Here is a 24422-nt window from a genome sequence, read left to right on the forward strand (position 1 = left end):
CGCCGGGCCGCTTACAACAGCACCCGGCGCATGTCGCCGAGCAGCTGGGCGAGCGTCGCGGTGAAGCGCGCGGCGGCTGCACCGTCGATGACGCGGTGATCGTAGGACAGCGACAGCGGCAGGATCAGACGCGGCTGGAAGGCCTTTCCGTCCCATACGGGCTTCATCGCCGACTTAGACACGCCGAGGATGGCGACTTCCGGCGCGTTGACGATCGGCGTGAAGCTGGTCCCGCCGATGCCGCCAAGCGAGCTGATCGAGAAGCACCCGCCCTGCATGTCGGCCGGGCCGAGCTTGCCGTCGCGGGCCTTCTTCGCCAGCGCGGACATCTCCTGCGAGATCTCGAGCACGCCCTTCTTGTCGGCGTCGCGGATCACCGGCACGACCAGGCCATTGGGCGTATCGGCGGCGAAACCGATGTGGAAGTACTTCTTGAGCGTGAGAGTCTCGCCGGCCGCGTCGAGCGAGCTGTTGAACCGCGGATACTGCTTGAGCACCGCGACCGACGCCTTGATCAGGAACGCGAGCATGGTCAGCTTGATGCCGGCCTTCTCGTTCTCCTTGTTGAGCTGCACGCGCAACGCTTCGAGATCCGTGATGTCGGCATCGTCGTGCTGGGTGACGTGCGGAATCATCGCCCAGTTGCGGGCGAGGTTCGCCGCGGAGATCTTCTGGATGCGTCCGAGTTCCTGCACCTCGACCTCGCCGAACTTGGCGAAATCGACCTTCGGCCACGGCAGCAGGTTCAGACCGCCGCCCGCCGTTGCCGGCGCACCGGCCGCCGCTTTCGCACCGCCGCCCTGCATCACGCCCTTGACGAAGGACTGCACGTCCTCGCGCACGATGCGCCCGCCCCTGGCACTGCCCTTGAGCTGCAGCAGGTCCACGCCAAGCTCGCGTGCGAACAGGCGCACCGCGGGACTGGCGTAGGGCACCTTGTCAGGCAGAATCGCCTCGGCGTCGAAGCGCACCGGCGGCGCGCCACTACCTGGTACGCGATGCTCGATGGAAGCTTCGGCGATCCTGTCGGGCCTGGCCTGCGGTGCGACCGGCTCGACCGTATTGTCGTCCGTGCCCTTGACCGCCGCGGGGGCCGCCACGGGCGCGGCGACAGGCGCATCGCCCGCCGCCTCGATGATCGCCACCACGCCGCCTTCCGACAGCGTGTCGCCGACCTTGACCTTGAGTGCCTTGATGATCCCGGCGACCGCGGCCGGCACTTCCATCGTCGCCTTGTCGGACTCTAGCGTGATCAGACCCTGATCCTTCTCGACCGTGTCGCCCACCGCAACCAGCACCTCGATCACCGGTACGTCGTCGTAGCCGCCGATGTCGGGGACCTTCGATTCCTGCAGCGCACCGCCACTCGGCGACGCCTTGGCGGCCGGCGCCTTCGCGGCGGCCGGAGCGTCGGACGTCTTGGCCACGGGATCGGTCCTGGGGGCGGGCGCCTCGGCGCGGACTTCGCCGCCCTCCGCCTCGATGATCGCGACCACGCCGCCTTCCGACAGGGTGTCGCCGACCTTGACCATCAACTCCCTGATCACCCCCGCAAACGGGGCCGGCACTTCCATCGTCGCCTTGTCCGATTCGAGCGTGACCAGCCCCTGATCGGCCGACACCGTATCGCCGACGGCGACGAGCACCTCGATCACCGGGACATCGTCAAACCCGCCAATGTCGGGAACGCGTGCTTCTTTCAGGTCGGCCATGCGGCCCTCCGGGCATCTCGTGGGTCCCTATTGTGGGGCTCTGCCCAGTCCTGCGCCAACTATTGCATGGCGTATGGAGCGACACGCGGCCGCAGTCGCCGCTCGGCAGCTGGCGAGGACCACCGCACGGCATGCGCCCGCTAGCGGAACAGTCCGTCGCGGCCACGAGAGCCGCCATCCCGACGGTCGCTGAGAGGTACGCAACGGAGGCCTCGGATGGAACTCGTCAAGAACGACCCTGCGCCTGCGCTGAATCGTTGTGCGGCCTTCAGAATTAAACAATCAGTGATTCAGCAGGGACTTGCCAGCATGGCCCGACCTTCCCGGAGAGGAAGGTCGCGGCGCCGCGCCGTGACATATGCAGTCCGCCGAGCGGCAAGCTCGGCTTCCAATACGGAGTATCCCCCATGCTGAAGTCCAACAAGTGCGCTCTCGCCCTCGCCACACTGGCAAGCCTCGCGATTTCCTCGACCGCCTTCGCACAGAGTTCCGCCGACACCGCGTCGGGCAAGCGTTTCTCGGTCGTCGGCAGCGCGACCCTTCTGCAGCCCACCAAGCACAGCTCCAATGACGGTCTCGAGGTCGACGGCGGCCCGGCGCCAACCGCTTCGTTCTCCTACAACTTCACGGACAACATCAGCGCCGAGCTGTGGGGCGCGCTCGACAGCTTCGAGCACCGCGTCAGCACTGACGCCGGCAAGCTGGGCACGGTCGAGCAGCTCCCGATCGCGCTGAGCGGCCAGTACCACTTCGGCGACGCCGACAACACCTTCCGTCCGTTCGTTGGAGTCGGCTATCACTATTCCAACTTCAACAATGAAGATCTCAACCCCGGCGGCGAGCACATCAGCCTGTCGACGGCCAAAGGCGCGATCGGCACTGTCGGCGTCGACATGAACATCACCCCGACCTGGTTCGCCCGGGCCGACGCGCGCTACCTGCACAGCAATGCCGACCTGAACCAGGCCGGCGTCCCGATCGGGCAGGAGATCAAGCTCGATCCGTGGACCGTCAGCTTCGGTATCGGCGCGCGCTTCTGATCGCTCTCCCGGAAGTCGTGCACCAGGAAAGGCCCGCTTCGGCGGGCCTTTTTTCTGTGCGGTCGGACCGAGCTCCCGCGGCGCCCGCCCGCCCGCCCCGCCCCGGGCATGGGTCGCACATGCATGCGTCGGCAAGGCTCTTCCGAGGTGCGGACAGGGAGGTCCGTCGCACAGTTGGACAAGCGCGTGGTGCTTCAGCGCAGCCAGCGTCCCAGTCGCCACTGCAGCGCGACGGCGTACATGGCGTGATAGCCGATGACGAGCCCGGCCACCGCGAACAGGCCGGCAGGTTCCCCCAGCGGACCCCACGCCGCGAGTGCGGCCTGGCCACCGCGCATGCGCTCCCAGGCCTGCCAGATGCCGGCGAATACCCGCGCCACCACCAGCAGCGTCAGCGCCAGCACCAGCCAGCGGTTGGGCGTGTACCAGACCTGTCCCGGCCGGTGCTCGACGCGCGTGAGCAACCAGCCCAGCCCGCCCAGGACGAGTCCCGCCAGCACGCCCAGCGCGGCATACGAAAACGCGTGCGGCACGAACAGCTGGGCGATGCCCATGCCGGCGAGGAACAGCACGGCCGAAGCCGGGATCAGCCAGGCGTTGAGCCGGGTCAGCCAGCGCGGCGGGCGTCGGCGCGAGGTGCCGACGCGGTAGCGGTTCCACAAGGCCAGCGGCCACAGCAGCAGTAGCAGCGCGAACACGCCGAGCAGGACGATTGCGAGCAACAGGAGAGGCATAGAGGCGCGGGTGCGGACATCACGAAGGCGCCATGATCCCCGATCCGGCGGCCGGCGACGATGAAAAGCGCCGCTAGGGCGGCGGCGTCTGGTCGAGACGCTTGATCGCGGGGTCCACCGTACCGGCGTCCGACAGCACCTTCTCGCGACGGAACATGTACAGCCCGCTGACCACGATGATCGCGGCGCCCAGCCACGTCATGCCGTCGGGCAGGACCCCCCAGACGGTCAGGTCCAGCAGCACGACCCAGAGCAGCGCGGTGTATTCCAGCGGCGCCACCTGGCTGGCCTCGCCCAGCCGGAACGCATGCGTCAGACCCACCTGACCCAGCGCGCCGGTGACGCCGATCAGGGCCAGCACCCACCAGTGCTCGCGCTGCAGCGGCTGCCAGTCGGGCCATGCCAGCGCGCCGGCGAACACCGCCATCAGCACCAGGAACCAGAACACCAGGGCCTCGGGGCTGTCGCGCTGGGCGAGCTTGCGCACCGTGATCGAGGCGATCGCGTAGCACAGCGCGCCGCCCACTACCGCCAGTCCGGCGAGTGTCGCGACGCCCTCGCCGGTAGGCCGCAGCACGACCAGCACGCCGACCACGCCGAGTGCGATCGCGGTCCAGCGCCGCGGGCCGACCTGCTCGCCGAGCAGCGGGACCGCAAGCGCAGTGACCATCAACGGAGACACGAAGACGATTGCGTACGCTGTCGACAGCGGCATGCGCGCCAGGCCGTAGACGAAGCCGGCGATCATGCCCACGCCGAGCACGCCGCGCAGCAGATGCAGCGGCCAGTGGACGCGCAGCAGGCTGCTGGCGCGGCCACGCAGCAACAGCCAGCCGACGATCAATGGAAGGGTGGCCAGGCTGCGGAACACCGCAACCTGGAACGCGGAGTAATCGTTGGCGATCCACTTCATGCCAGCGTCCATGCCGGCGAATGCGAACACCGCGAACAGCATCCACAGGGCCGCGGCGCGGGCATCTGTCGGGCGGGCGGCGGCGGAACGTGACATTCGACGACTCGGCGGTTGGGCCGCGGCATCCTCGCACGGTCACGCGCCGGGCACCCGGCGCGCGGCCCGGCTCAGTTGGCGAACGTGGCGGTGTCGATCACGAAGCGGTAACGCACGTCGCCCTTGAGCATGCGCTCGTAGGCCGTGTTGATGTCGGCGATGCCGATGCGCTCGATGTCGGAGACGATCCCGTGCTCGGCACAGAATTCGAGCATCTCCTGGGTTTCGCGGATGCCACCGATCAGCGAACCGGTCAGGCGCCGCCGCTGCATGATCAGCGATCCGGCCGCGACCGGTGCGGGCTGCTCGGGCACGCCGAGCAGGATCATCGTGCCGTCCACCTTGAGCAGCGACAGATAGGCGTTGTAGTCGTGCGGGGCGGAGACGCTGTCGACGATGAAATCGAAGGTCTTGGACAGCGCCTTGAACGTGCCCGGGTCACGGGTCGCAGCGAAATCGTGGGCGCCCAGCTTGAGCGCGTCCTCCCGCTTGGATTCGGAGGTGCTCAGTACGGTCACGCGCGCGCCCATGGCCACGGCGAACTTCACCGCCATGTGGCCCAGGCCACCGAGGCCGACCACCGCGACCGCATCGCCGGGCTTCACCCCGAAGTGACGCAGCGGCGAATAGGTGGTGATGCCTGCGCACAGCAGCGGCGCGGCGGCATCGAGCGGCAGTGCGTCGGGCACCCGCAACACGTAATCCTGGTCGACGGTGATGCGGGTCGAGTAGCCGCCGTAGGTGGGCGCGCTGCCATCGCGTTCCATCGCGTTGTAGGTACTGGTCATGCCCTGCTCGCAGAACTGCTCCTCGCCTGCCTGGCACTGCGGGCACGCACGGCAGGAATCGACGAAGCAGCCGACACCCACCGCATCGCCGACCTTGAACTTCGTGACGCCCTCGCCGACCTGTGCCACGTGGCCCACGATCTCGTGACCCGGGACCATCGGGAAGATCGAGCCGCCCCATTCGTCGCGGACCTGGTGCAGGTCGGTATGGCAGACGCCACAGAACGCGATGTCGATCAGGACTTCGTTCGCGCGCGGCGCGCGGCGCTGGATCGTGGTGGGCGCAAGCGGCGAGGTGGCATCGGCGGCAGCGTAGGCGGGAGTCTCGAGCATCAGGGGGTCTCGTATGCGGTTCCGGGCCGCACATTCTGCGCCCGACGGTGCATCGGCGGCGTGGCTATACGGAAACCGTGCATACCGCCGGTGCGGTAACCTGCGCGCCTTCGTCCCACCCTGCAGGTGCCCCATGCCCTCCTTCGATATCGTCTCCGAGGTCGATACCCACGAGCTGACCAACGCCGTCGACCAGGCCAATCGCGAACTCACCACGCGATTCGACTTCAAGGGCGTCGAGGCGAAGTTCGAACTCGACGAGTCGACGATCAAGCAGTCTGCGCCGAGCGACTTCCAGGTCCAGCAGATGACCGAGATCCTGCGGGCCCGTCTGGCCGCGCGCAAGATCGATATCAAATGCCTCGAGTTCGGCGAAATCGAGACCAATCTGGCCGGGGCGAGGCAGACGGTCACGGTGAAGCAGGGCATCGAGCGCGAGCTGGCGAAGAAGATCCAGAACACGCTCAAGGATGCCAAGCTGAAGGTCGACAGCCAGATCAACGGCGACAAGCTCCGTGTGAACGGCAAGAAGCGCGACGATCTGCAGGCCGCGATGGCCCTGCTGCGCGGGACCGAGTTCGAACTGCCGCTGCAGTTCGAGAACTTCCGCGACTGAAGCCGGCGGACCCCGACATGCAACGCAGTGACGATCCGATCGCCGACACCCGTCTGTGGCTCGAGCGCGCGGTCATCGGCCTGAACCTGTGCCCGTTCGCCAAGGCGGTCGTGGTCAAGGACCAGGTGCGTTTCGTGCTGAGCGATGCGACCACGCCCGAAGCCCTGCTCGAAGAGCTGGGCGAGGAACTGCTGCGCCTGCGCAACACGCCGGCGGCCGACATCGACACGACCCTGATCGTGCACCCGCAGGTGCTCGGCGACTTCCTCGACTACAACGATTTCCTCGACGAGGCCGACGGGCTCATCGAGGCATTGGATCTCGACGGCGTACTGCAGGTCGCGAGCTTCCATCCCGCCTACCAGTTCGCGAATACCGCGCCCGACGAGATCGGCAACTACAGCAACCGCGCGCCGTATCCCACGCTGCACCTGCTGCGCGAGGACAGCGTGGCCCGCGCCGTCGACGCCTATCCCGAGCCCGACAGCATCATCGACCGCAACCTGCGTACGCTCGAGCAACTGGGCCACGCGGGGTGGGCGCGGTTGTTCACCGAGGCGAACTGAAAAGCGCCAGGCGTCGTCGCAGCGACGCTTCGGCACCTCCGCGCTCGCTGCCGGCTCAGTGGAGCAGGGTCGGCGGCCCGGCCGCAGCTCCGGTCCGTCGGGCCGCGCCACGCCCGGCACCGTTGTCGTGCCGTGATCGCGCGCTCCCGATTGCAAGGCCTGCGTCGAGGCGCTTGCCCAGATAGCGAAGGCGCGTCTGCGCCAGACCGGCGAATGCATCGCTGCCGGCGTGGACCCCGCTGACAATGGCACCGGCTACATGGCGCGAAGCGCGCCCCCGGTCGACCGAACGCGGTCCACCCGTGTGCATGCCTGCGCGCATCCAGCGTATGCCCTCCGGCCTCGACGCTTCCCTGCGCGATCGGCCCGACGGCGCAGTCGCGGATACGGGCACTGCCGTAGCGGCGCAGGAACCCTGACCCTGGCCCCTGCCAGCGCCAGCGCGAAGACATGCCCGTCCGGATCCGCGCCCGGCTCCGGTCCCCGGCCACACTTAATCAACATATAAAAACATGTTGATATGATCCACGCTCGTCCTCTGACGCTCCCCCATGACGCACCACGATCACAGTCACTCCAACCCGCACGGCCACGACCATGGCCATGACCACAGCCATGCACCTTCGGTTTCCGCCGCGAATGAACGCGTGGTGCTCACCGGGTTTGCCCTCACCGCGGGCTTCATGCTGGTCGAGGTGCTCGGGGGCGTGCTGTCCGGCTCGCTGGCGCTCATCGCCGATGCCGGTCACATGCTCACCGACGCGGCAGCCCTGTTGCTGGCCTGGGTGGGGTTCCGGGTCGGACGACGGGCATCGGATGCGCGGCGCACTTTCGGCTTCATGCGCTTCGAGGTGCTGGCGGGGCTGGTCAATGCGGTGACGCTGTTCGCGCTCGTGCTGTGGATCGTGTGGGAGGCGGTGCAGCGTCTGCGCAGTCCGGGTGAGGTGCTGGCCGGGCCGATGCTCGTGGTCGCGGTCGTCGGCCTGCTGGTGAACTGCCTGGTGTTCTGGATCCTGCATCGCGGCGACCAGTCGCACGTCAACATCCGCGGCGCCACCTTGCACGTGCTCGGCGACATGCTGGGCTCGGTCGCAGCCATCGTCGCGGCACTGGTGATCCATTTCACCGGCTGGATGCCGATCGACCCGATCCTGTCGGTGCTGGTGTGCCTGCTGATCCTGCGCAGCGCCTGGGCCTTGCTGCGCAATGCGCTCGACATCCTGATGGAGGCGGTTCCGCCGGACATCGACATCGCCGCGCTGCAGGCCCATGTGCGCAGCGCGGTGCCCGGCGTGGCCGGCGTCGACCACGTGCATGTCTGGTCGATCACCTCGGGCAGGGTGCTGGCGACGCTGGAGCTCACGCTGGCCGAGGACGCGGAGGCGTCGGAGGTGGTGCCGGCGGTCAAGCGCGCACTGGCAGAGCGGTTCGCGATCGGTCATGCCACCGTCGAGGTCGTGCACATGCCGCAAGCGCAGTGTGCGCTCGAGCAGCCGCGCAGCGACGACGCGCATGGGCATGGGCATGGGCATGGGCATGAGCATGAGCATGAGCATGAGCATGAGCATGAGCATGAGCATGAGCACGATCACGCGGAACCGCATCCCCAGGGCGTGGCGCGCGAACAAGGTCGCGCGGAATGAACGGGCCGGACGACACACGCCTGGCCTTCCTGGCCGAAACCTTCAGGCTGCTCGGGGATCCGACCCGCCTGCGGGTGCTGCTGACCTGTCTCGACGGCCCGGTCGCCGTCGGCGAGATCGCGCGGCGCACCGGTGCCTCGCAGCCGCTGGTCAGCCATCACCTGCGACTGCTGCGAGGTGCGCGCCTCGTGCGCGGACAGCGCCAGGCGCGGCAGGTGTTCTACGAAGCCGACGACGCCCACGTCCGCGACATGCTCCGGGACATGCTCGACCACGCCGGCGAGCACGACTGATCGCGCGCGCCTGCACATCGCGAGCAGAGGAGCTGCGCACGCAGCCGCCGGCGGCCTGCGCGCACAACGCCGGACGAATGCCTATTTCGCGGGCCTGGGAACTGGGTGACTGCCTAGCCAGGGCGCGATCAGGTCACGCGCGGCGTCGAGCGAATCGACGATGCGATGCCCGAGCGCGCACCTCGGCGAGCAGAACCGGCAGATCGGGTACCTGCACCACAGACATGCCGGCCGAGAGCGCGGCACGTACGCCGGCCGGGGAGTCCTCGAGCACCAGGCATTGCGCCGGCGCCACGCCGAGGCGTGCGGCAGCGAGGAGGTAGACATCTGCGGCGGCTTGGGACGGTCCACGTCGCTGCCGGTGCATACGACGTCGAAGTGCCCGAGCAGGCCGGCCGCTTCGGGCTTGCGCTGCGCCAGCGGCGTACGCGTCGAGGTTGCGACCGCACGCGGCATCGCGTGCGCGCGCAGCAGTTCGAGTAGGGCGACGATGCCCGGCCGGTGCGGCACGCCGGCTTCGGCGATCGCGATGTAGCACGCGTGCCCGTCGGACAACACCGCTTCGGCCGCGTCATTCTCCGATCAGCGCGCGGCACATGGCATCGCCGCGGCCGATCAGGCCGAGCCACCAGTCTGGATCGATGTCGAGCCCGTGCGCCGTCTCGGCGCGGCGCAGGCAATCGAGGATGGCGGGCTCCGAACGGGCATCAGGCCATCCATGTCGAAGGTCACCGCCGCCGGCCGCATCGCCAGTGGCGTCACTCAGCCGACCGTTGCGCCCATCAGCACGTCGATGTCGTCCGCGGACAGAATGCGCCACGCACCTTCCGGCAGGTCACCCAGCGCCAGCCCGCCAACCCGGCTGCGATGCAGCGCCACCACGTGGTTGCCGGTGGCGGCGAACATCCGGCGCACCTGGTGGTAGCGGCCTTCGGTGAGCGTCAGGCGCGCATGCGTAGCATCCACCACCTCCAGGGTCGCGGACTTGAGCGGCGTGGTTTCCGACTCGAGCATCAGCGTGCCGCTGGCGAACAGCGCCGTCTCGTCGCCGCGCAAGGGCTCGGCCAGCGTCGCTTCGTAGACTTTCGGCAGCGCCGCCTTGGGCGAGATGATCCGGTGCAGCAGCTGGCCGTCGTCGGTGAACAGCAACAGGCCGCTGGTGTCGCGATCGAGCCGGCCCACGGTCGAGAGCACCGGCGAACGCAGACGGAAACGCGGTGGCAACAGGTCGTAGACCAGGCGTCCGGTGTCCTTGGTCGAGCAGGTATAGCCGGCGGGCTTGTGCAGCAGCAGGGTCAGGCCCTGCGGCGGATCCAACGGTTCGCCATCGACGCGTACATCGTCATGGTCGACCTGATCGTCCGCATACAGCACCTCGCCGGCGGCGTCGGTGACGCGGCCTTCGCGGAACATCCAGGCGACCTGCTTGCGGCTGCCGTAGCCGAGATTGGCGAGCAGTTTGACCAGCTTCATGCACGCTGCCTCGCCGACGCCGCGCGCGCACGTACCGCGTGGATGACCTTGAACGCGCCGCTGGACGCCACCTCGCGCACCTCGCCGAAGCGCGCATCGAGCACGTCCTCGTAAGGCAGATGCCGGTTGGCGACCAGCCACAGCGCGCCACCGGGATTCAGTGCGGACGCGGCGGCGGCAATGAACGCGCGGCCGATGTCCGGCCGGCCTTCGCGGCCATGGGCGTGGAACGGGGGGTTGCTGACGATGAAGTCGTAGCGCTGCGGCAGGCCAGCGGTGACGTCGTGCCAGTGGTAGCCGATGAGCGCTTTCGCGCCGAGCGCGTCAAGGTTGTGGCGCGCGAGTGCCAGCGCGCGACCTTCGGCCTCGAACACATCCAGCGCAGTGATGCCCGCACACCGCTGCAGCAGCTCGGACGACAGGAATCCATAGCCGGCGCCGAGATCGGCGCCGCGGCCGGCCAGCGTGGCCGGCAGGTGCGCGGCCAGCAGCGCGGACGCCGGATCGATGCGATCCCAGGCGAACACGCCCGGCCGGCTGAGGAAGCGGCCGCCCAGCACCTCGCGGGGCCGGTCCAGCGCCGACCAGCTTTCCACCAGCGCAGCGTCGACGGTGTCGCCCGCCTGCGCCCAGAACACCCGGCACTTGTGCTTGGAAAGCGCACCGATGTTGCCGGCGATGCGCGCCAGATCGTCCTGCGCGGATTTCGCGCCCTCGTCGTTGGCGACGCTGGCCATCACCCAGCCCCCCGGCGTCACCGCCTGCAGCGCGCGCGCCAGCACCGCGCGCGATTCGTCACGCTGGCGCGGCGGCAGTACCAGCACCAGCGGCTTGCGCGGCAGCATCGGATCACCGGTCTCGGCCGGCAGCACCTCGAGGCCGCTGCGCTGCAATGCCGCGTGCAGCGGCTGGAAGCTCTGCTCGCATACCAGACCCGGCCAGCGCCCGCCGGTCGTAGGCACGCCAGCGCGGGCGCGCAGGAACAGCGCACCGTCATCTGGCCAGGCGATCTGGCGCTGTTCAAGCGGCAGGAAAAGAGCATCGAGAGCGGGATCGGACATGGAATGCAACGGAGCGGGACAACCGACGATTCTACCGGTCGCCCGCACGGGACCCGGTTCCAACCGTCGCATCCGGTCACAGTTCGCACCGCGTTGGTGCTGAACAACGCGAGATTGATGCGATCCCAACATGCGCCGCCGCAGTATGGACGGGCAGCTTCCCACACCAGAAGGAGACCGCGAATGCCCATCCATGCCCTGTTCGTCGGCGGCACGATCGACAACGGCGAGCTCGATCTCGACGGTAAAGAGCCACCGCAGCGTTATCCACCCGACACCGGCGGTGGGCAGTCGCGCTATCGGCTCCACTCCATCGGCCGCCGTGAGGACGAGATCGTGTATGCCGTCTACGGCGGGCCTGACATCGCACACGATGATGTGCAGCGGGTCAGCGAAGAGCGGGAATACGCGCGGCGGTTCGAGGCCAGCGAAACCATCGTGAGCTGAGTCCGCATGCAATCGCAGCCCCTGCCGCCGCTCTACATGGACAACGACTTCGGCAGCAGTCGTCACGGGGTGGGCGGCAGGCCGGTCGCGTCCGGCGACTGCGGCCTGCCGCTCTTCGTGCACCTGCCAGGTCAAGGAGGAAGTCCCACCGTGGCTGGAGCCGTGGAAGGCGCAGCCCCGCGCGCCTGGCGAGTCCGTGATGGAGAGATGAGATGGATTTCGGGTCGCAGGGGCCGGGCGCCGCCGCCCGCGCCAGCCGGGTGAGCGGCGCGCGGGCCGTGGTGGCGGTTGCCGGCATGTACCTTGCCGGCTGCGCCAGCCTGGCCCCGCCCGACTCCACTCCGCCGGCGCCGGTGGCGAACGCGTATCCGGCCGATGCCAGCGGGCCCGTCGGCGCAGACGCCCTGCCGGCGGCGGCACTCGCCTGGCGCGACTATTTCACCGATCCGGAGCTGCGCGGACTGATCGGCTTGGCGCTGCGCAACAACCGCGACCTGCGCATGGCCACACTGCGCGTCGAGGAGGCGCGTGCGGGCTACCGCATCCAGCGCGCGGCCCAGCTGCCGGCGTTCGGCGTTGAAGGCCAGGCCGCGCGTTCGCGCGTGCCCGGCGACCTCAACGCCAGTGGCCGGTCGCTGGTCTCGGGAGACTATGAAGTCGCGCTGGGTCTCGCGGCATGGGAACTGGATTTCTGGGGCCGCGTGCGCAGCCTCAAGACCGCGGCGCTGGAAACCTTCTTCGCCACCGAGGCGGCGCAGCAGGCGGCGACCGTCAATCTGATCGCAGCCGTGGCCGACGGCTATATCGGCCTGCGCGAACTCGACGAGCGCCTGCGCCTGGCCCGGCGCACCATCGCCTCGCGCGAGGAATCGTTCCGTATCTTCACCCGCCGGGTGGAGGTGGGCGCGACCTCGAAGCTGGAGCTGACCCAGGTCGAGGCCCTGCTCACCCAGGCGCAGGCGCTGGGCGCACAGCTCGAGCGCGAACGCGCCGCGCAGGCCCACGCGCTGGCGCTGCTGGTGGGCGCGCCGGTGGAGCTGGAGGCGCCACCGCCCGGCTCCACGGCGCGCGCCTTGCCGGCCCTACCCGCGCTGCGTGCGGGACTGCCCTCGGACCTCCTGCTGGACCGTCCCGACATCGTCGCCGCCGAGCACCAGTTGCGCGCAGCCAATGCCGACATCGGCGCGGCGCGCGCCGCCTTCTTCCCGCGCATCGCGCTGACCGGCAGTTTCGGCAGCGCCAGCGCCCAGCTAGGCGGACTGTTCGAATCGGGCAGCCGCACCTGGACCTTCGCGCCGACCATTTCCCTGCCGATCTTCAACGGCGGCCGCATCCGCGCCAACCTCGACCTGGCCTGGGTGCGGCGCGACATGGCCGTGGCCGAATACGAGCGCACCATCCAGGGCGCGTTCCGCGACGTGGCCGATGCGCTGTCGGCGCAGCACTGGCTGTTCGAGCAGGCGCGCATCCTGCAGGCCACCGTGGATGCGCAGACCGAGCGCGCGCGCCTGGCCGGCCTGCGCTACGAGAACGGCGCGGCCGCCTTCCTGGAAGTGCTCGATGCCGAGCGCGACCTGCTCGCCGCGCAGCAGCAACTCGTCCAGACCCAGGGCGCGCTGCTGGCCAGCCGCATCGCGCTGTACGCGGCGCTCGGCGGCGGGCCGCTGGATGCGCGCGCCGCCGATGCCGCCCTCCCCCCCGATCCGCGTCCTGGCCAATCCCCATGAAACTGCCCGACTTTTCCCGGAAGAAATCCATGGTCATCGCGCTGGCGGTGGTGGCCCTGGCCGCGATCGGCTGGTACGCCTGGTCGGTGCTGGCGCCAAAAGGACCGGGGCCGGGCTTCATCAGCGGCAATGGCCGCATCGAGGCTACCGAGATCGACCTGGCCACCAAGCAGCCCGGCCGCATCGAGGAGATCCTGGTGCGCGAGGGCGAGTTCGTGGAAGCCGGCCAGCCGCTGGCGACCATGCAGAGCGACGTGCTGCAGGCGCAGTACGACGAAGCCGAAGCCATGCGCCAGCAGGCCGAGTACGCGGTGGCCGCCGCCGATGCACAGATCGCCGTGCGCGAGAGCGACGTGGCCGCGGCGCAGGCGCTGGTCGCACAACGCGAAACGGAGCTCGATGCCGCGCAGCGCCGGCTGGCACGCTCGGAGACCCTGACCCGCGAGGGCGCGGCCTCCGAACAGCAGCTCGACGACGACCGCGCACGGGTGCGCGGCGCGCAGGCGGCGTTGGCGGCCACCCGCGCCCAGGTCACCGCGGCGCAAGCGGCGGTCGAGGCGGTGAAGGCGCAGCGCGTCGGCACGCGTTCCACCGTCACCGCCGCCGAGGCCACGGTGGCCCGCGTGCAGGCCGACATCAACGACACCGAGCTCAAGGCGCCACGCGCTGGCCGGGTGCAGCTGCGCGTGGCCGAGCCCGGCGAGGTGCTGGGCGCCGGCGGGCGGGTGCTCAACCTGATCGACCTGTCCGACGTCCACATGACCTTCTTCCTGCCCGAGACCGTCGCCGGCCGGGTCGCGCTCGGCAGCGAGGTGCGCATCGTCCTCGACGCCGCGCCCGAGTTCGTGATCCCGGCGCGGGTTTCGTTCGTGGCCAGCGCGGCGCAGTTCACGCCCAAGACCGTCGAGACCGCCAGCGAGCGGCAGAAGCTCATGTTCCGGGTGCGCGCGAAGATCGCGCCGGAACTGCTCGCGCAGCACCTGGAGCAGGTCAAGACCGGCCTGCCCGGCGTCGCCTGGGTCCGGCTCGACGACAGCCTGCCGTGGCCGCCGGAACTGCAGATCAGGCTGCCGGACTAGGCCATGCCAGGTTCCGCGTCCGCGGTCGTCCGTCTGCGCGGCGTGCGCCTGCGCTACGGCAGGACCTTGGCGTTGGCCGGCATCGACCAGGACATCCCGGCCGGCATCATGGTCGGCCTGATCGGCCCGGACGGCGTCGGCAAGTCCAGCCTGCTGTCGCTGATCGCCGGCGCGCGCGCGGTGCAGGAAGGCACGGTGGAGGTGTTGGGCGGGGACATGCGCAGCCGCGCGCATCGCGAGCAGGTATGCCCGCGCATCGCCTACATGCCGCAGGGGCTGGGCCGCAATCTCTACCCCACCCTGTCGGTGGAGGAGAACCTGCAGTTCTTCGCGCGGCTGTTCGGCCACGATGCCGCCGAACGCCGCCGCCGCATCGATGCACTCACCACCAGCACCGGACTCCAACCGTTCCTGTCGCGCCCGGCCGGCAAGCTGTCGGGCGGCATGAAGCAGAAGCTGGGGCTGTGCTGCGCGCTGATCCACGATCCGGACCTGCTGATCCTCGACGAGCCCACCACCGGCGTGGACCCGCTGGCACGCGCGCAGTTCTGGGACCTGATCGCGCGCATCCGCAGCGAGCGCAGCGGCATGAGCGTGCTGGTGGCCACCGCCTACATGGACGAGGCGCAGCGCTTCGACCGCCTGCTGGCGATGGACGACGGGCGCGTGCTCGCCACCGGCACCCCCGACGAGCTGCTCGCGCGCACCGGCAGCCGCTCGCTGGAAGAAGCCTTCATCCAGCTGCTGCCCGACGAGAAGAAGCGCGGCTACCAGCCGGTGGTGATCCCGCCACTGGATGTGGACGTTAATGACATCGCCATCGAGGCCAGGGACCTGACCATGCGGTTCGGCGATTTCACCGCCGTCGACCATGTGTCCTTCCGCATCCGCCGCGGGGAGATCTTCGGCTTCCTCGGCTCCAACGGCTGCGGCAAGTCGACCACGATGAAGATGCTCACCGGCCTGCTGCCCGCCTCGGAGGGACAGGCCTGGCTGTTCGGCCGCGAGGTCGACCCGCGCGACATCGAGACCCGGCGCCGGGTGGGCTACATGTCACAGTCGTTTTCGCTGTACGGCGAATTGAGCGTGCGTCAGAACCTGGTGCTGCACGCTCGCCTGTTCCATGTGCCCGAAGCGGAGATCCCGGCGCGCGTGGACGAGATGGTGGAGCGCTTCGGCCTGGGCGACGTGCTCGACGCCATGCCTGCCAGCATCCCGCTGGGGATGCGCCAGCGCCTGTCGCTGGCAGTGGCGATGGTGCACAAGCCGGAGCTGCTGATCCTCGACGAACCGACCTCGGGCGTGGACCCGGTGGCGCGTGACAACTTCTGGCGCTTGCTGGTGGAGCTGTCGCGGCGCGACAGGGTGACCATCTTCGTCTCCACGCATTTCATGAACGAAGCCGAGCGCTGCGACCGCATCTCGCTGATGCACGCGGGCAAGGTGCTCGACAGCGACGCGCCAGCCGCGCTGGTGGCCAAGCGCGGCGCGAAGACGCTCGAGGAAGCCTTCATCGGCTACCTGGTGGACGCCGGTGGCGGCAGCCCCGTGCAGGATGCGGGAGGCGCGGTCGACCCGGCGAAGATGGCCGGTGGCGCGGACCATGAAGGCCGCCACAGCCGCTTCAGCCTGCGCCGGCTGTTGAGCTACACCTGGCGCGAGGCGCTGGAGCTGCAGCGCGACCCGGTGCGCGCGACGCTGGCGCTTGGCGGCTCGCTGATCCTGATGTTCGTGATCGGTTTCGGTATCAGTCTGGACGTGGAGGATCTGACATACGCGGTGCTGGACCGGGACCAGACCACGCTCAGCCGCGACTACGCCTCCGGCCTGGCCGGCTCGCGCTACTTCATCGAGCGGCCGCCGATCACCGATTACGAGGACCTGGACCGGCGCATGCGCAGCGGCGAGCTGGCGCTGGCGATCGAGATCCCGGCCGGTTTCGCCCGCGACGCGCTGCACGGGCGCGAGGTACAGATCGGCGCCTGGATCGACGGCGCCATGCCCACGCGCGCCGAAACCGTACGCGGCTACGTGCAGGGCATCCACCAGCACTGGCTGGCGGAGCAGGTCGCCGAGCGCACCGGTGCCAGCCTCGCCGGCAACGCCGGCATCGAAACCCGCTATCGCTACAACCCCGACGTGCGCAGCCTGCCGGCCATCGTGCCGGCGGTGGTGCCGATGCTGCTGCTGTTGCTGCCGGCGATGCTGACGGCGCTGGCGGTGGTGCGCGAGAAGGAGATGGGATCGATCGTCAACCTCTACGTCACCCCAGTCACCCGCAGCGAATTCCTCATCGGCAAACAGCTGCCCTACATCGGCCTGGCGATGGTCAACTTCCTGCTGATGAGCCTGCTGTCGGTGACCGCCTTCGGCGTGCCGATCACCGGCAGCTTCCCGACGCTGGCGCTCGCGACCCTGGTCTTCGTCGTCATCGCCACCGGCATGGGCCTGCTGGCCTCGGCCATCACCCGCAGCCAGATCGCGGCGATGTTCTTCACCGTGATCGGCACCCTGATCCCCGCGGTGCAGTTCGCCGGCCTGCTCAACCCGGTCTCGTCGCTGGAGGGCGCCGGCCGCGCCATCGGCGAGGTCTACCCGGCCACGTACATGTTCATCATCAGCCGCGGGGTGTTCAGCAAGGGACTGGGGCTGGCCGACCTGCAGCAGTCGCTGTGGCCGCTGCTGCTGACGGTGCCGGTGATCATGGGCGCGGCGATCGCCCTGCTGAAGAAGCAGGAGCGCTGAGATGCACGCGTGGACGCGGCATCTGACCAACATCTACCGCCTCGGGGTCAAGGAGCTGTGGAGCCTGTGGCGCGACCCGATGCTGCTGTTGCTGATCGTCTACACCTTCACCGTGTCCATCTACACCGCGGCGACGGCGATGCCCGAGACGCTGCACAACGCGCCGATCGCGATCGTCGACGAAGATGGCTCGCCGCTGTCGCAGCGCATCGCATCGGCGTTCTACCCGCCGCAGTTCACGCCGCCGCAGATGATCACGCTCGCGGAAATGGACCGCGGCATGGACGAAGGCCGCTACACCTTCGTGCTCGACATCCCGCCGGATTTCCAGCGCGACGTGCTTGCCGGGCGGAGCCCCGCGCTGCAGCTCAACATCGATGCCACCCGCATGAGCCAGGCGTTCAGCGGCAATCTGTACGTGCAGCAGATCGTGACGGGCGAGGTCGACGAGTTCGTGCAGCGCTATCGCGGCAGCAGCGCACCGCCGGTGGACCTGGCGTTGCGCGCGCGCTTCAACCCGGCGCTGGAAAAGCCCTGGTTCGGCGGGCTGATGGAGATCATCAACAACGTCACCCTGCTGTCGATCATCCTCACCGGCGCCGCGCTGATCCGCGAGCGCGAGCACGGCACCATCGAGCACCTGCTGGTGATGCCGGTCACGCCGACCGAGATCATGCTGGCCAAGGTCTGGTCGATGGGCGCGGTGGTGCTGCTGGCCGCGGCGCTGTCGCTCAGCTTCGTGGTGCGCGGCCTGCTGCACGTGCCGGTGGAAGGGTCGGTGGCGCTGTTCCTGGTGGGCGCGGCCCTGCACCTGTTCGCCACTACCTCGATGGGCATCTTCCTGGCCACGCTGGCGCGCAGCATGCCGCAGTTCGGCCTGCTGCTGATCCTGACCCTGGTGCCGCTGCAGCTGCTCTCCGGTGGCATGACCCCGCGCGAGAGCATGCCCAAGCTGGTGCAGGACCTGATGCTGGCCGCGCCCACCACCCATTTCGTCGAGTTGGGCCAGGCCATCCTCTATCGCGGCGCCGGCATCGACGTGGTCTGGAAGCAGTTCCTGCTGCTGCTGGTGATCGGCACGGTGCTGTTCCTGCTGTCGCTGGCGCGGTTCCGCAGGACCATCAGCCAGATGGCCTGATGGCCTGATGGCGCTCGAATACCCGCACCGGTTCGGCCTCCTGCGCAACAAAGCTGCATCACTCGCGACCGCACGTTCCGCTCATCACGGTCCCTCGCGTCAATCCCGTTGCATCGCCGGCGCGCGCCCTGCGAATGCCAGGCGGTGTCGCCACGGCAAGCCTGAAATCGCAAGGCAGGCCCCACCGAGCAGCCCCCAGCGCAGCGCACCCTCCCCCAACGCCAATGCGATCGCCGCGATCCACGCTTCGCCGTAGGCGAGGGTGCACCCGGCGAGGCCGGCACCCATCGTAATGCCGAGTGCTTTCATCAGCAGCCGTTCGCCGGGATGGGTGAACCCGGCCGCGAGGCCTGCGCAAGCCGCGGCGCGGGCGACATCTGCGGCGAAATCGACCGGTGGTCTGGACGACGGCAGTGTGCGCAACGCCCGTCCCAGCACGGCATCGCCGTGATCCCGCGGCGCGTCCGTCACCCCGTGTTCCTGCGCCTGCCAGCGCGTTTCGTCCAGTCGAAAGTCCAAAAGACGGTTCATGCGGCGAACATTCCCTGGTGTGATTCCAGCAGTCCGCGCAACAGCTTGCGACTCCGGAACAGGTGGCTCTTGATGGTGCCATCGGCGAGTCCGGTGATGGACCCGATCTCACCGATCGACAGTTCGTGGAGGTGATAGAGCGTCAACAGCGTGCGTTGCAGCGGCGGCAACCGGTCGATGGCGGCGTGCAGGTGTGCGGCGGCCTCATGGTCGGAGGCCGACTGCTCAAGATCGAAACCGTCGGCCACCCGTTCGACCATCGACAGGCCCTCGGTATCTTCGGGCACGTCAGCAAGCGGTATGCGTCGGCGCTCCAGGTGCCGCTTCGCCACCGAGTAGGCGACCTGCGCGATCCATGACTTGAGGGCGCTGTCGCCGCGGTACTGGTGCAAGGCCTGGTGCACGCGCAGGAACGCCTCCTGGCACAGCTCCCGGGTGTCTTCCGGATGGCGGACCATGCGCTCGATCACGTGCCAGCAAAGGCCTTGATGCGTACGAACGAGCCGCTCGAATGCGCCCGGAGCGCCGGACAGCACCTCGGCGACCAGAGCGCGGTCAGCGCCTATCGCGTCATCGGATGGCGGAGTAGAAGGCATTGCAGACATGGATACGGCGGGCGGGACCACGGTTGCAAGACACCCGCGGCAGATCACGCGGTGGCTGGTGCAACCGGTCGCGCTTTCGCCGCATCCCTTCTTCGAACCGCGTCACCACCACCCCCAACGGAGCCCGTCCCATGGACTACGCCATCCTGATCCCGATCACCATGTTCGTCTGCACTTATCTGTCCATCAAAGCGGTAGTCGACGCGCGGACCCGGCGACAGATGGTGGCCATCAACGGTTCGGAGGACATGCTTCGCTCACTCCTCGACGGGGAAGAAGCTCGGCGCCGCCAGGCCTCCCTGCGCTGGGGCACGATTCTCCTTGCGCTGGCGCTCGGGTTCGCCGGCATTGAAGCCTTCGGTTGGACCGAAGCGACCCCGGGCGTGTTCGCCCTTCTGCTCGGCGCCACCGGCATCGGCAACCTCGTTGCCTTCGCGCTCGCGCGCCGAACCCGCTGAAGACGAGCCACGCCCCGGACAATCCTCCGGCGTGGAGGATCGCCCTGCACCCGGGACAGGAAATCACCGCGCGCTTCTCCGCCTGCCCGCAACCCACGTCGCTCACCAACGGGGTAAGCGGCAACCGAGCCCACCTTCATGCCCCCATCTCCTTCCGGTGCCCGCGCCAGACTCTGCTTTCGTGCCTGCTCCCTGGCCTCGCTTTTTTTGGCTGTACTGCTCGGCACGCGTGCTGTGCACGCAACCACGCCGCCGCCGGACGATGCTTGCGCACTGGCCACATCGCCGCCAACCGACGCACTGGTCGACGTGCCGTTCGATCTCGTCGACGGTCGCGTCTATGTCAATGCGCGGGTCAACGACGCGGGTCCGTACCGTTTTGCGGTCGACACTGGTGCCAGCGGAATTGCACGAGCGGACAGCCGGCTGACAGACGCGCTGCGCCTGCCGCGCGTGGGGCGTACAGCCAACTTCGATGGAGTCAGCACCGCGCAGGCTGAAACCACCCGGCTACGCAGCCTCGCGCTCGGCGCGCTGCACCATGGCGATGTCGTCGCGATCATGCGCGACTACAACGCGCACCAGTCCACCGCCGCAGCATTCGACGGCATCCTGGCGCGAGACTTCTTCGCCGATGGCCTGCTGGTGATCGACTATCCGCGCCGCATGCTGTCTTTCAGCCGGACCCGCAAGCTGTCCGCCGAGCACCTCAACACCCTCGCCTACACGCGGCCGTTCCGCATTCCGGTTGCGATCGGCGATCTCCAAGTCGAGGCGCAGCTCGATACCGGTGCCAACGTGGCGCTCGTGATGCCGCAGGCGCACTACGACGCGTTATCCAATGCTGCCGTGTTGACACCGGACCGCCTGACGCTCGCCAATGGCAAGGTCGATGGCGCGCGTGCGCGCTTGCGCGAGCCGTTGCGGATGGGCGCTCAGACGTTGTCGGGCATCGAAGTGCGGGTCTCGATGCGCTTCCCGGAGATACTGATCGGCGCGCACGCGCTGCAAGGCAGCGTCGTGCTGATCGACCAGCGCAGCCGGAGGGTCGCGATCTGCGCAGCGCCACCGGTGAGTCCGTAGGACCGAGCAAGCCCGGCAGTAGCGATTTCGTCCGCCATTTTTCCCTCACTCCTGCAGCGCCCGCAGCGTCACCGATGGCGGCGCGTCGAGTACACGGCGCGTGGCCCACAGGCCCGCGAGCAGGGTCATCAGCATGCCGATACCGCCGCCAGCGGCCGCCAGCGCCCAGTTCGGCGTCCACGGCAGATCGAAGACACGCACGGCGATCACGCCGGCGAGTATCGATGCGGCGATCGCCGCGACCAGGCCGGCAAGCAGGCCGATCGCCGCGAACTCCGAGGCCTGCGCGAGACGCAGCTGCGCACGCTTGCCGCCGAGTACGCGCATCACCCCGCCTTCGAGCAGGCGCTCGTCCTGGCTGGCACTCACCGCCGCCAGCAGCACCAGTACGCCCGCAGCCAGCGAGAACCAGAACACCACCTGCACGACGGTCGAGACCTGGTCGGCCGTGCTGCGCACCTGGGTCAGCACCGCGTCGATGTCGATCACCGACAGGTTGGGGAACCGCTGCACGAGATCGGCGGTGAACCGCGTGGCCTCGGGCGGGACCCGCACTGCCGTGATGTGGCTCGCCGGGAACGCATCCAGCGCGCCCGGCGAGGCGACGACGAAGAAGTTCGGACGGAAGCTTTCCCATTCGATGCTGCGGAAACTGGTGATCGGCGCTTCGAATCGCTGTCCGGCGATGTCGAAGGTGATGCGGTCGCCGATCTGCCAGCCGAGATCCCTGGCGAAGTTCTCCTCGACCGAGATCTCGGGCGCGGCCGGCGTGTCGCCGCCCCAGAACCTGCCTGCCGTCACCTGGTTGTCGTCGCGCAGATCCGTCTGCATCGACAGGTTGAACTCGCGTTCGGCGCGGCGCTGCGCCTGCTGGTCCTGGACCTCGTCACCGCTGCGCCCGGCATAGTCCTCGCCGCGCACCGGCTCGCCGTTCCGTTCCACCAGACGCGCGCGGACCATCGGGAACAGCACCGGGGCGTCCACGCCCTGCTCGGCGATGAAGGCGCGCAGCGGATCGAGCTGGTCCGGCTGCACGTTGATGATGAAACGGTTGGGTGCGTCCTGGCCCAGCGCGAGCTGCCAACGATCCAGCAGGTCGGTGCGCACGAAGGTCAGCAGCAGCAACGCCATCAGGCCAAGACCGAGCGCGGTGACCTGGGCAACGCTGGTCCCCGCGCGCCGGCTCACGTTGGCCAGGCCGTAGCGCAGGCTGCCGCGCAGCCGCGTGCGCAGCGCGCGCACCAGCAGGATCAGGCCCCAGGCCAGCAGCGCAAGCACGGCGAACGTCGCCGCGATGCCGGCCAGCATCGCCCCGCCCAGCGTCGCCGACCCGGCTTTCCACCACACGAGCGCGGCCAGGCCCACGAAACCCGCGCTGCCCACCAGCCAGGCACTCGGCTCGAAACCGCCCAGATCGCGCCGCAGTACGCGCAGGGCCGGCACCCGGCGCAGCGCCAGCACCGGCGGCGCGCCGAAGGCCATCAGCACGACGAGCCCGACGCCATAGCCCTGCAGCGCCGGCATCCATCCGGCGGCGGGGATCGACAGGCCCAGCAGCGATTCCAGCCAGCGGGCGATGCCCCATTGCAGGCCGAAGGCGATGGCCACGCCCAGCGTGCAGGCGATGACGCCGAGCAGCAGCAGCTCGCCGACATGGATGCCGACCAGGGTGCGCTGCTGCGCGCCCATGCAGCGCATCACCGCGACAGAAGTCAGATGCCGGGCGGAATGCTGGCGCGCGGCCATCGCCACCGCGACCGCCGCGAGGATCACCGACACCAGCGCGGCAAGGCCGAGGAAGCGACCGGCGCGATCGAGCGATGAGCGCACTTCCGGACGCGCATCGCCGATGGTCTCCACGCGCTGGCCACGGCCGAGATTGGCGCGGGCGATCCCGGTGAAGGTGTCGACCGCATTGGCGTCACCGGCGACGACCAGCCGGTAGCGGATGCGGCTGCCGGGCTGGACCAGCCCGGTGCCCTCGAGGTCGGCGCGGTGCAGGAACACCTTCGGCGCGACATTGAAGTAGTCGATCGACGCGTCTGGCTCCTGCAGCACCAGCGCCGCCAGCCGGAAAGCGGATGTGCCCAAGGTGACGGTTTCGCCGACCGAGGTGCCGAGCGTGTCGGCGCCGGCGCGGCTCATCCACACGGTGCCGGGCTCGGGCACTGCCGCGGCGTCGCGTTCGATGCCGTCCGCGCCGGCGATGCGGAACGTGCCGCGCAGCGGAAAGCCGTCGCCGAGCGCGCGCACGTCGCCGAGGCGCAGGTTGGCCGCATCGCCCTCGCCGACCCGGATCATGCTGTCGAGCTCGACCGTGTCGACCGTCTGCAGGCCCGGCGCCTGCGCGGCATCGCGGATCGCGCCTTCGATCGGTGCATCGCCGCGTACCACCGCATCGCCGCCGAGCAGGCGGTTGGCCTCGATCGCCAGCGCGCGCTCTGCCCGGTCGGTCACGAAGCCGACCGCGGTCACCGCGACGACCGCGAGCACCAGCGCGGCGAACAGGATGCGGATGTCGCCGGCCTTGAAGTCGCGGCGCAGCTGCCGCCACGCGAGCGCGGCCGTCCTCATGCGGGCATCGCCTCGTCGGCGACCAGCCGGCCGCTGTCGATGCGCAGCCGGCGCTGGCAGCGCTGCGCCAGGTGATCGTCGTGGGTGACCAGGACCAGCGTGGTGCCGGCATCGGCATTGAGGGCGAACAGCAGCTCGATGATCGACTGGCCGGTGGCGGTATCGAGATTGCCGGTGGGTTCGTCGGCAAACAGCAACGACGGCCGGGTCACGAACGCGCGGGCGAGTGCCACGCGCTGCTGCTCGCCGCCCGAGAGCTGGCGCGGGTAATGCCCCAGGCGTTCGGCCAGCCCCACGCGCGCGAGCACCTCACGCGCCGGGCCCTCGACCTCGCGGTCGCCGCGCAGTTCGAGCGGCAACATCACGTTCTCCAGCGCGGTGAGCGCCGGCAGCAGCTGGAAGCTCTGGAACACGAAGCCGACCTTCTCGCCGCGCACGCGCGCCCGGCCGTCCTCGTCGAGCGTGGAAATGGCCTCGCCATCGAGCGACACGCGGCCGCTGCTGGGCGTATCCAACCCGGCCAGCAGGGACAGCAGCGTGCTCTTGCCGGAGCCGGATGCACCGACGATTGCCACGGTGTCGCCGTGCGCGATGCGGAAGCCGACGTCCTGCAGGATCGTCAGTGCTCCGGACGGCAGCTCGACGCGCTTGCCCAGTCCGTCCACTTCGAGCGCATGGGCCGACCTGCGCCGCGTTTCAGCTTGCATGGGGGGGCCGTCGTGCATAGATATCCTTCAAATGAACACTGACCGGCGCCGCCCTGGAGT

At 69.1% G+C, this 24422-nt stretch carries 22 protein-coding genes and 1 pseudogene; 12 read left to right on the plus strand and 11 right to left on the minus strand.

The features are described from left to right. Nucleotides 1-11: 11 nt before the first annotated feature. Nucleotides 12-1712 carry a dihydrolipoyllysine-residue acetyltransferase gene (aceF, locus tag EGK76_RS13100; RefSeq protein WP_123832903.1) on the minus strand — a complete coding sequence of 567 codons (1701 nt, stop codon included), beginning with the start codon at nucleotides 1710-1712 and terminating at the stop codon, nucleotides 12-14. Nucleotides 1713-2119: 407 nt separating this feature from the next. Here aceF and EGK76_RS13105 point away from each other — a divergent pair, with 407 nt between their 5' ends. Next, complete coding sequence (locus EGK76_RS13105) at nucleotides 2120-2752, plus strand: OmpW family outer membrane protein (RefSeq protein ID WP_179948203.1); 633 nt, start codon at nucleotides 2120-2122, stop codon at nucleotides 2750-2752. A gap of 194 nt (nucleotides 2753-2946) precedes the next feature. On the opposite strand, the gene EGK76_RS13110 is transcribed toward EGK76_RS13105, so the two are convergent. From EGK76_RS13110 to EGK76_RS13120, 3 genes are all read right to left on the minus strand, one after another. Next, complete coding sequence (locus EGK76_RS13110) at nucleotides 2947-3474, minus strand: DUF1453 domain-containing protein (protein ID WP_123832904.1); 528 nt, start codon at nucleotides 3472-3474, stop codon at nucleotides 2947-2949. Nucleotides 3475-3559: 85 nt separating this feature from the next. After that, the gene (locus EGK76_RS13115; RefSeq protein WP_096296454.1) at nucleotides 3560-4495 is read right to left on the minus strand and encodes a DMT family transporter; all 936 of its coding nucleotides are present in this window, start codon (nucleotides 4493-4495) and stop codon (nucleotides 3560-3562) included. 71 nt (nucleotides 4496-4566) lie between these two features. After that, nucleotides 4567-5616, minus strand: a complete 1050-nt coding sequence (locus tag EGK76_RS13120; protein WP_123832905.1) for an NAD(P)-dependent alcohol dehydrogenase — start codon at nucleotides 5614-5616, stop codon at nucleotides 4567-4569. 133 nt (nucleotides 5617-5749) lie between these two features. Here EGK76_RS13120 and EGK76_RS13125 point away from each other — a divergent pair, with 133 nt between their 5' ends. From EGK76_RS13125 to EGK76_RS13140, 4 genes are all read left to right on the plus strand, one after another. Further along, nucleotides 5750-6232, plus strand: a complete 483-nt coding sequence (locus EGK76_RS13125; RefSeq protein WP_096296456.1) for a YajQ family cyclic di-GMP-binding protein — start codon at nucleotides 5750-5752, stop codon at nucleotides 6230-6232. Between the two features lie 17 nt (nucleotides 6233-6249). Then, nucleotides 6250-6798 (plus strand): DUF1415 domain-containing protein, encoded by a 549-nt coding sequence (locus EGK76_RS13130; protein WP_123832906.1) that lies wholly within the window; start codon nucleotides 6250-6252, stop codon nucleotides 6796-6798. Between the two features lie 551 nt (nucleotides 6799-7349). Beyond that, entirely contained in the window at nucleotides 7350-8441 is a 1092-nt protein-coding gene (locus tag EGK76_RS13135) for a cation diffusion facilitator family transporter (protein WP_123832907.1), read from the plus strand. After that, nucleotides 8438-8734: a metalloregulator ArsR/SmtB family transcription factor gene (locus EGK76_RS13140; protein WP_096296459.1), complete on the plus strand. Its 297-nt coding sequence runs from the start codon at nucleotides 8438-8440 to the stop codon at nucleotides 8732-8734. The genes EGK76_RS13135 and EGK76_RS13140 overlap by 4 nt, the downstream gene beginning before the upstream one ends. An 81-nt stretch (nucleotides 8735-8815) precedes the next feature. Here the strand turns inward: EGK76_RS13140 and EGK76_RS13145 are convergent. The 3 genes and pseudogenes from EGK76_RS13145 to EGK76_RS13155 form a co-directional block, all read right to left on the minus strand. After that, nucleotides 8816-9481, minus strand: a pseudogene (locus tag EGK76_RS13145) (HAD family phosphatase). Between the two features lie 15 nt (nucleotides 9482-9496). After that, nucleotides 9497-10207 (minus strand): pseudouridine synthase, encoded by a 711-nt coding sequence (locus EGK76_RS13150; RefSeq protein ID WP_096296460.1) that lies wholly within the window; start codon nucleotides 10205-10207, stop codon nucleotides 9497-9499. Continuing rightward, nucleotides 10204-11268 (minus strand): methyltransferase, encoded by a 1065-nt coding sequence (locus tag EGK76_RS13155; RefSeq protein WP_096296461.1) that lies wholly within the window; start codon nucleotides 11266-11268, stop codon nucleotides 10204-10206. Before EGK76_RS13155 ends, EGK76_RS13150 begins: the two co-directional genes overlap by 4 nt. A gap of 189 nt (nucleotides 11269-11457) precedes the next feature. On the opposite strand from EGK76_RS13155, the gene EGK76_RS13160 reads away from it, so the two are divergent. The 5 genes from EGK76_RS13160 (at nucleotide 11458) to EGK76_RS13180 (ending at nucleotide 18404) form a co-directional block, all read left to right on the plus strand. After that, the gene (locus EGK76_RS13160) at nucleotides 11458-11715 is read left to right on the plus strand and encodes a hypothetical protein (protein ID WP_096300113.1); all 258 of its coding nucleotides are present in this window, start codon (nucleotides 11458-11460) and stop codon (nucleotides 11713-11715) included. A 212-nt stretch (nucleotides 11716-11927) separates the two neighbouring features. Then, a complete protein-coding gene (locus tag EGK76_RS13165) occupies nucleotides 11928-13442 on the plus strand; it encodes an efflux transporter outer membrane subunit (RefSeq protein WP_123832908.1) in 1515 nt (504 codons plus the stop codon). Beyond that, nucleotides 13439-14521 carry an HlyD family efflux transporter periplasmic adaptor subunit gene (locus EGK76_RS13170; RefSeq protein ID WP_123832909.1) on the plus strand — a complete coding sequence of 361 codons (1083 nt, stop codon included), beginning with the start codon at nucleotides 13439-13441 and terminating at the stop codon, nucleotides 14519-14521. The genes EGK76_RS13165 and EGK76_RS13170 overlap by 4 nt, the downstream gene beginning before the upstream one ends. A 3-nt stretch (nucleotides 14522-14524) precedes the next feature. Next, a complete protein-coding gene (rbbA, locus tag EGK76_RS13175; RefSeq protein ID WP_123832910.1) occupies nucleotides 14525-17266 on the plus strand; it encodes a ribosome-associated ATPase/putative transporter RbbA in 2742 nt (913 codons plus the stop codon). 1 nt (nucleotide 17267) lies between these two features. Then, complete coding sequence (locus EGK76_RS13180; protein WP_123832911.1) at nucleotides 17268-18404, plus strand: ABC transporter permease; 1137 nt, start codon at nucleotides 17268-17270, stop codon at nucleotides 18402-18404. Between the two features lie 99 nt (nucleotides 18405-18503). Here the strand turns inward: EGK76_RS13180 and EGK76_RS13185 are convergent, their stop codons facing one another. Then, nucleotides 18504-18935: a hypothetical protein gene (locus EGK76_RS13185; protein WP_123832912.1), complete on the minus strand. Its 432-nt coding sequence runs from the start codon at nucleotides 18933-18935 to the stop codon at nucleotides 18504-18506. Next, complete coding sequence (locus EGK76_RS13190) at nucleotides 18932-19540, minus strand: sigma-70 family RNA polymerase sigma factor (protein WP_343205623.1); 609 nt, start codon at nucleotides 19538-19540, stop codon at nucleotides 18932-18934. The genes EGK76_RS13185 and EGK76_RS13190 overlap by 4 nt, the downstream gene beginning before the upstream one ends. A gap of 131 nt (nucleotides 19541-19671) precedes the next feature. Here EGK76_RS13190 and EGK76_RS13195 point away from each other — a divergent pair, with 131 nt between their 5' ends. Further along, nucleotides 19672-19998, plus strand: coding sequence for a hypothetical protein (locus EGK76_RS13195; protein WP_123832913.1), 327 nt, complete (start codon nucleotides 19672-19674; stop codon nucleotides 19996-19998). 207 nt (nucleotides 19999-20205) lie between these two features. Continuing rightward, nucleotides 20206-21081: an aspartyl protease family protein gene (locus EGK76_RS13200; RefSeq protein WP_199730913.1), complete on the plus strand. Its 876-nt coding sequence runs from the start codon at nucleotides 20206-20208 to the stop codon at nucleotides 21079-21081. Between the two features lie 45 nt (nucleotides 21082-21126). Here the strand turns inward: EGK76_RS13200 and EGK76_RS13205 are convergent, their stop codons facing one another. Together EGK76_RS13205 and EGK76_RS13210 are read right to left on the minus strand one after the other, a co-directional pair. Next, nucleotides 21127-23655 carry an FtsX-like permease family protein gene (locus EGK76_RS13205; RefSeq protein WP_123832915.1) on the minus strand — a complete coding sequence of 843 codons (2529 nt, stop codon included), beginning with the start codon at nucleotides 23653-23655 and terminating at the stop codon, nucleotides 21127-21129. Then, a complete protein-coding gene (locus EGK76_RS13210) occupies nucleotides 23652-24362 on the minus strand; it encodes an ABC transporter ATP-binding protein (protein ID WP_233580306.1) in 711 nt (236 codons plus the stop codon). Before EGK76_RS13210 ends, EGK76_RS13205 begins: the two co-directional genes overlap by 4 nt. Nucleotides 24363-24422 lie beyond the last annotated feature (60 nt).

Origin of the sequence: Luteimonas sp. 100069 (genome assembly GCF_003813845.1) — a bacterium.
GTDB lineage: Bacteria > Pseudomonadota > Gammaproteobacteria > Xanthomonadales > Xanthomonadaceae > Luteimonas > Luteimonas chenhongjianii.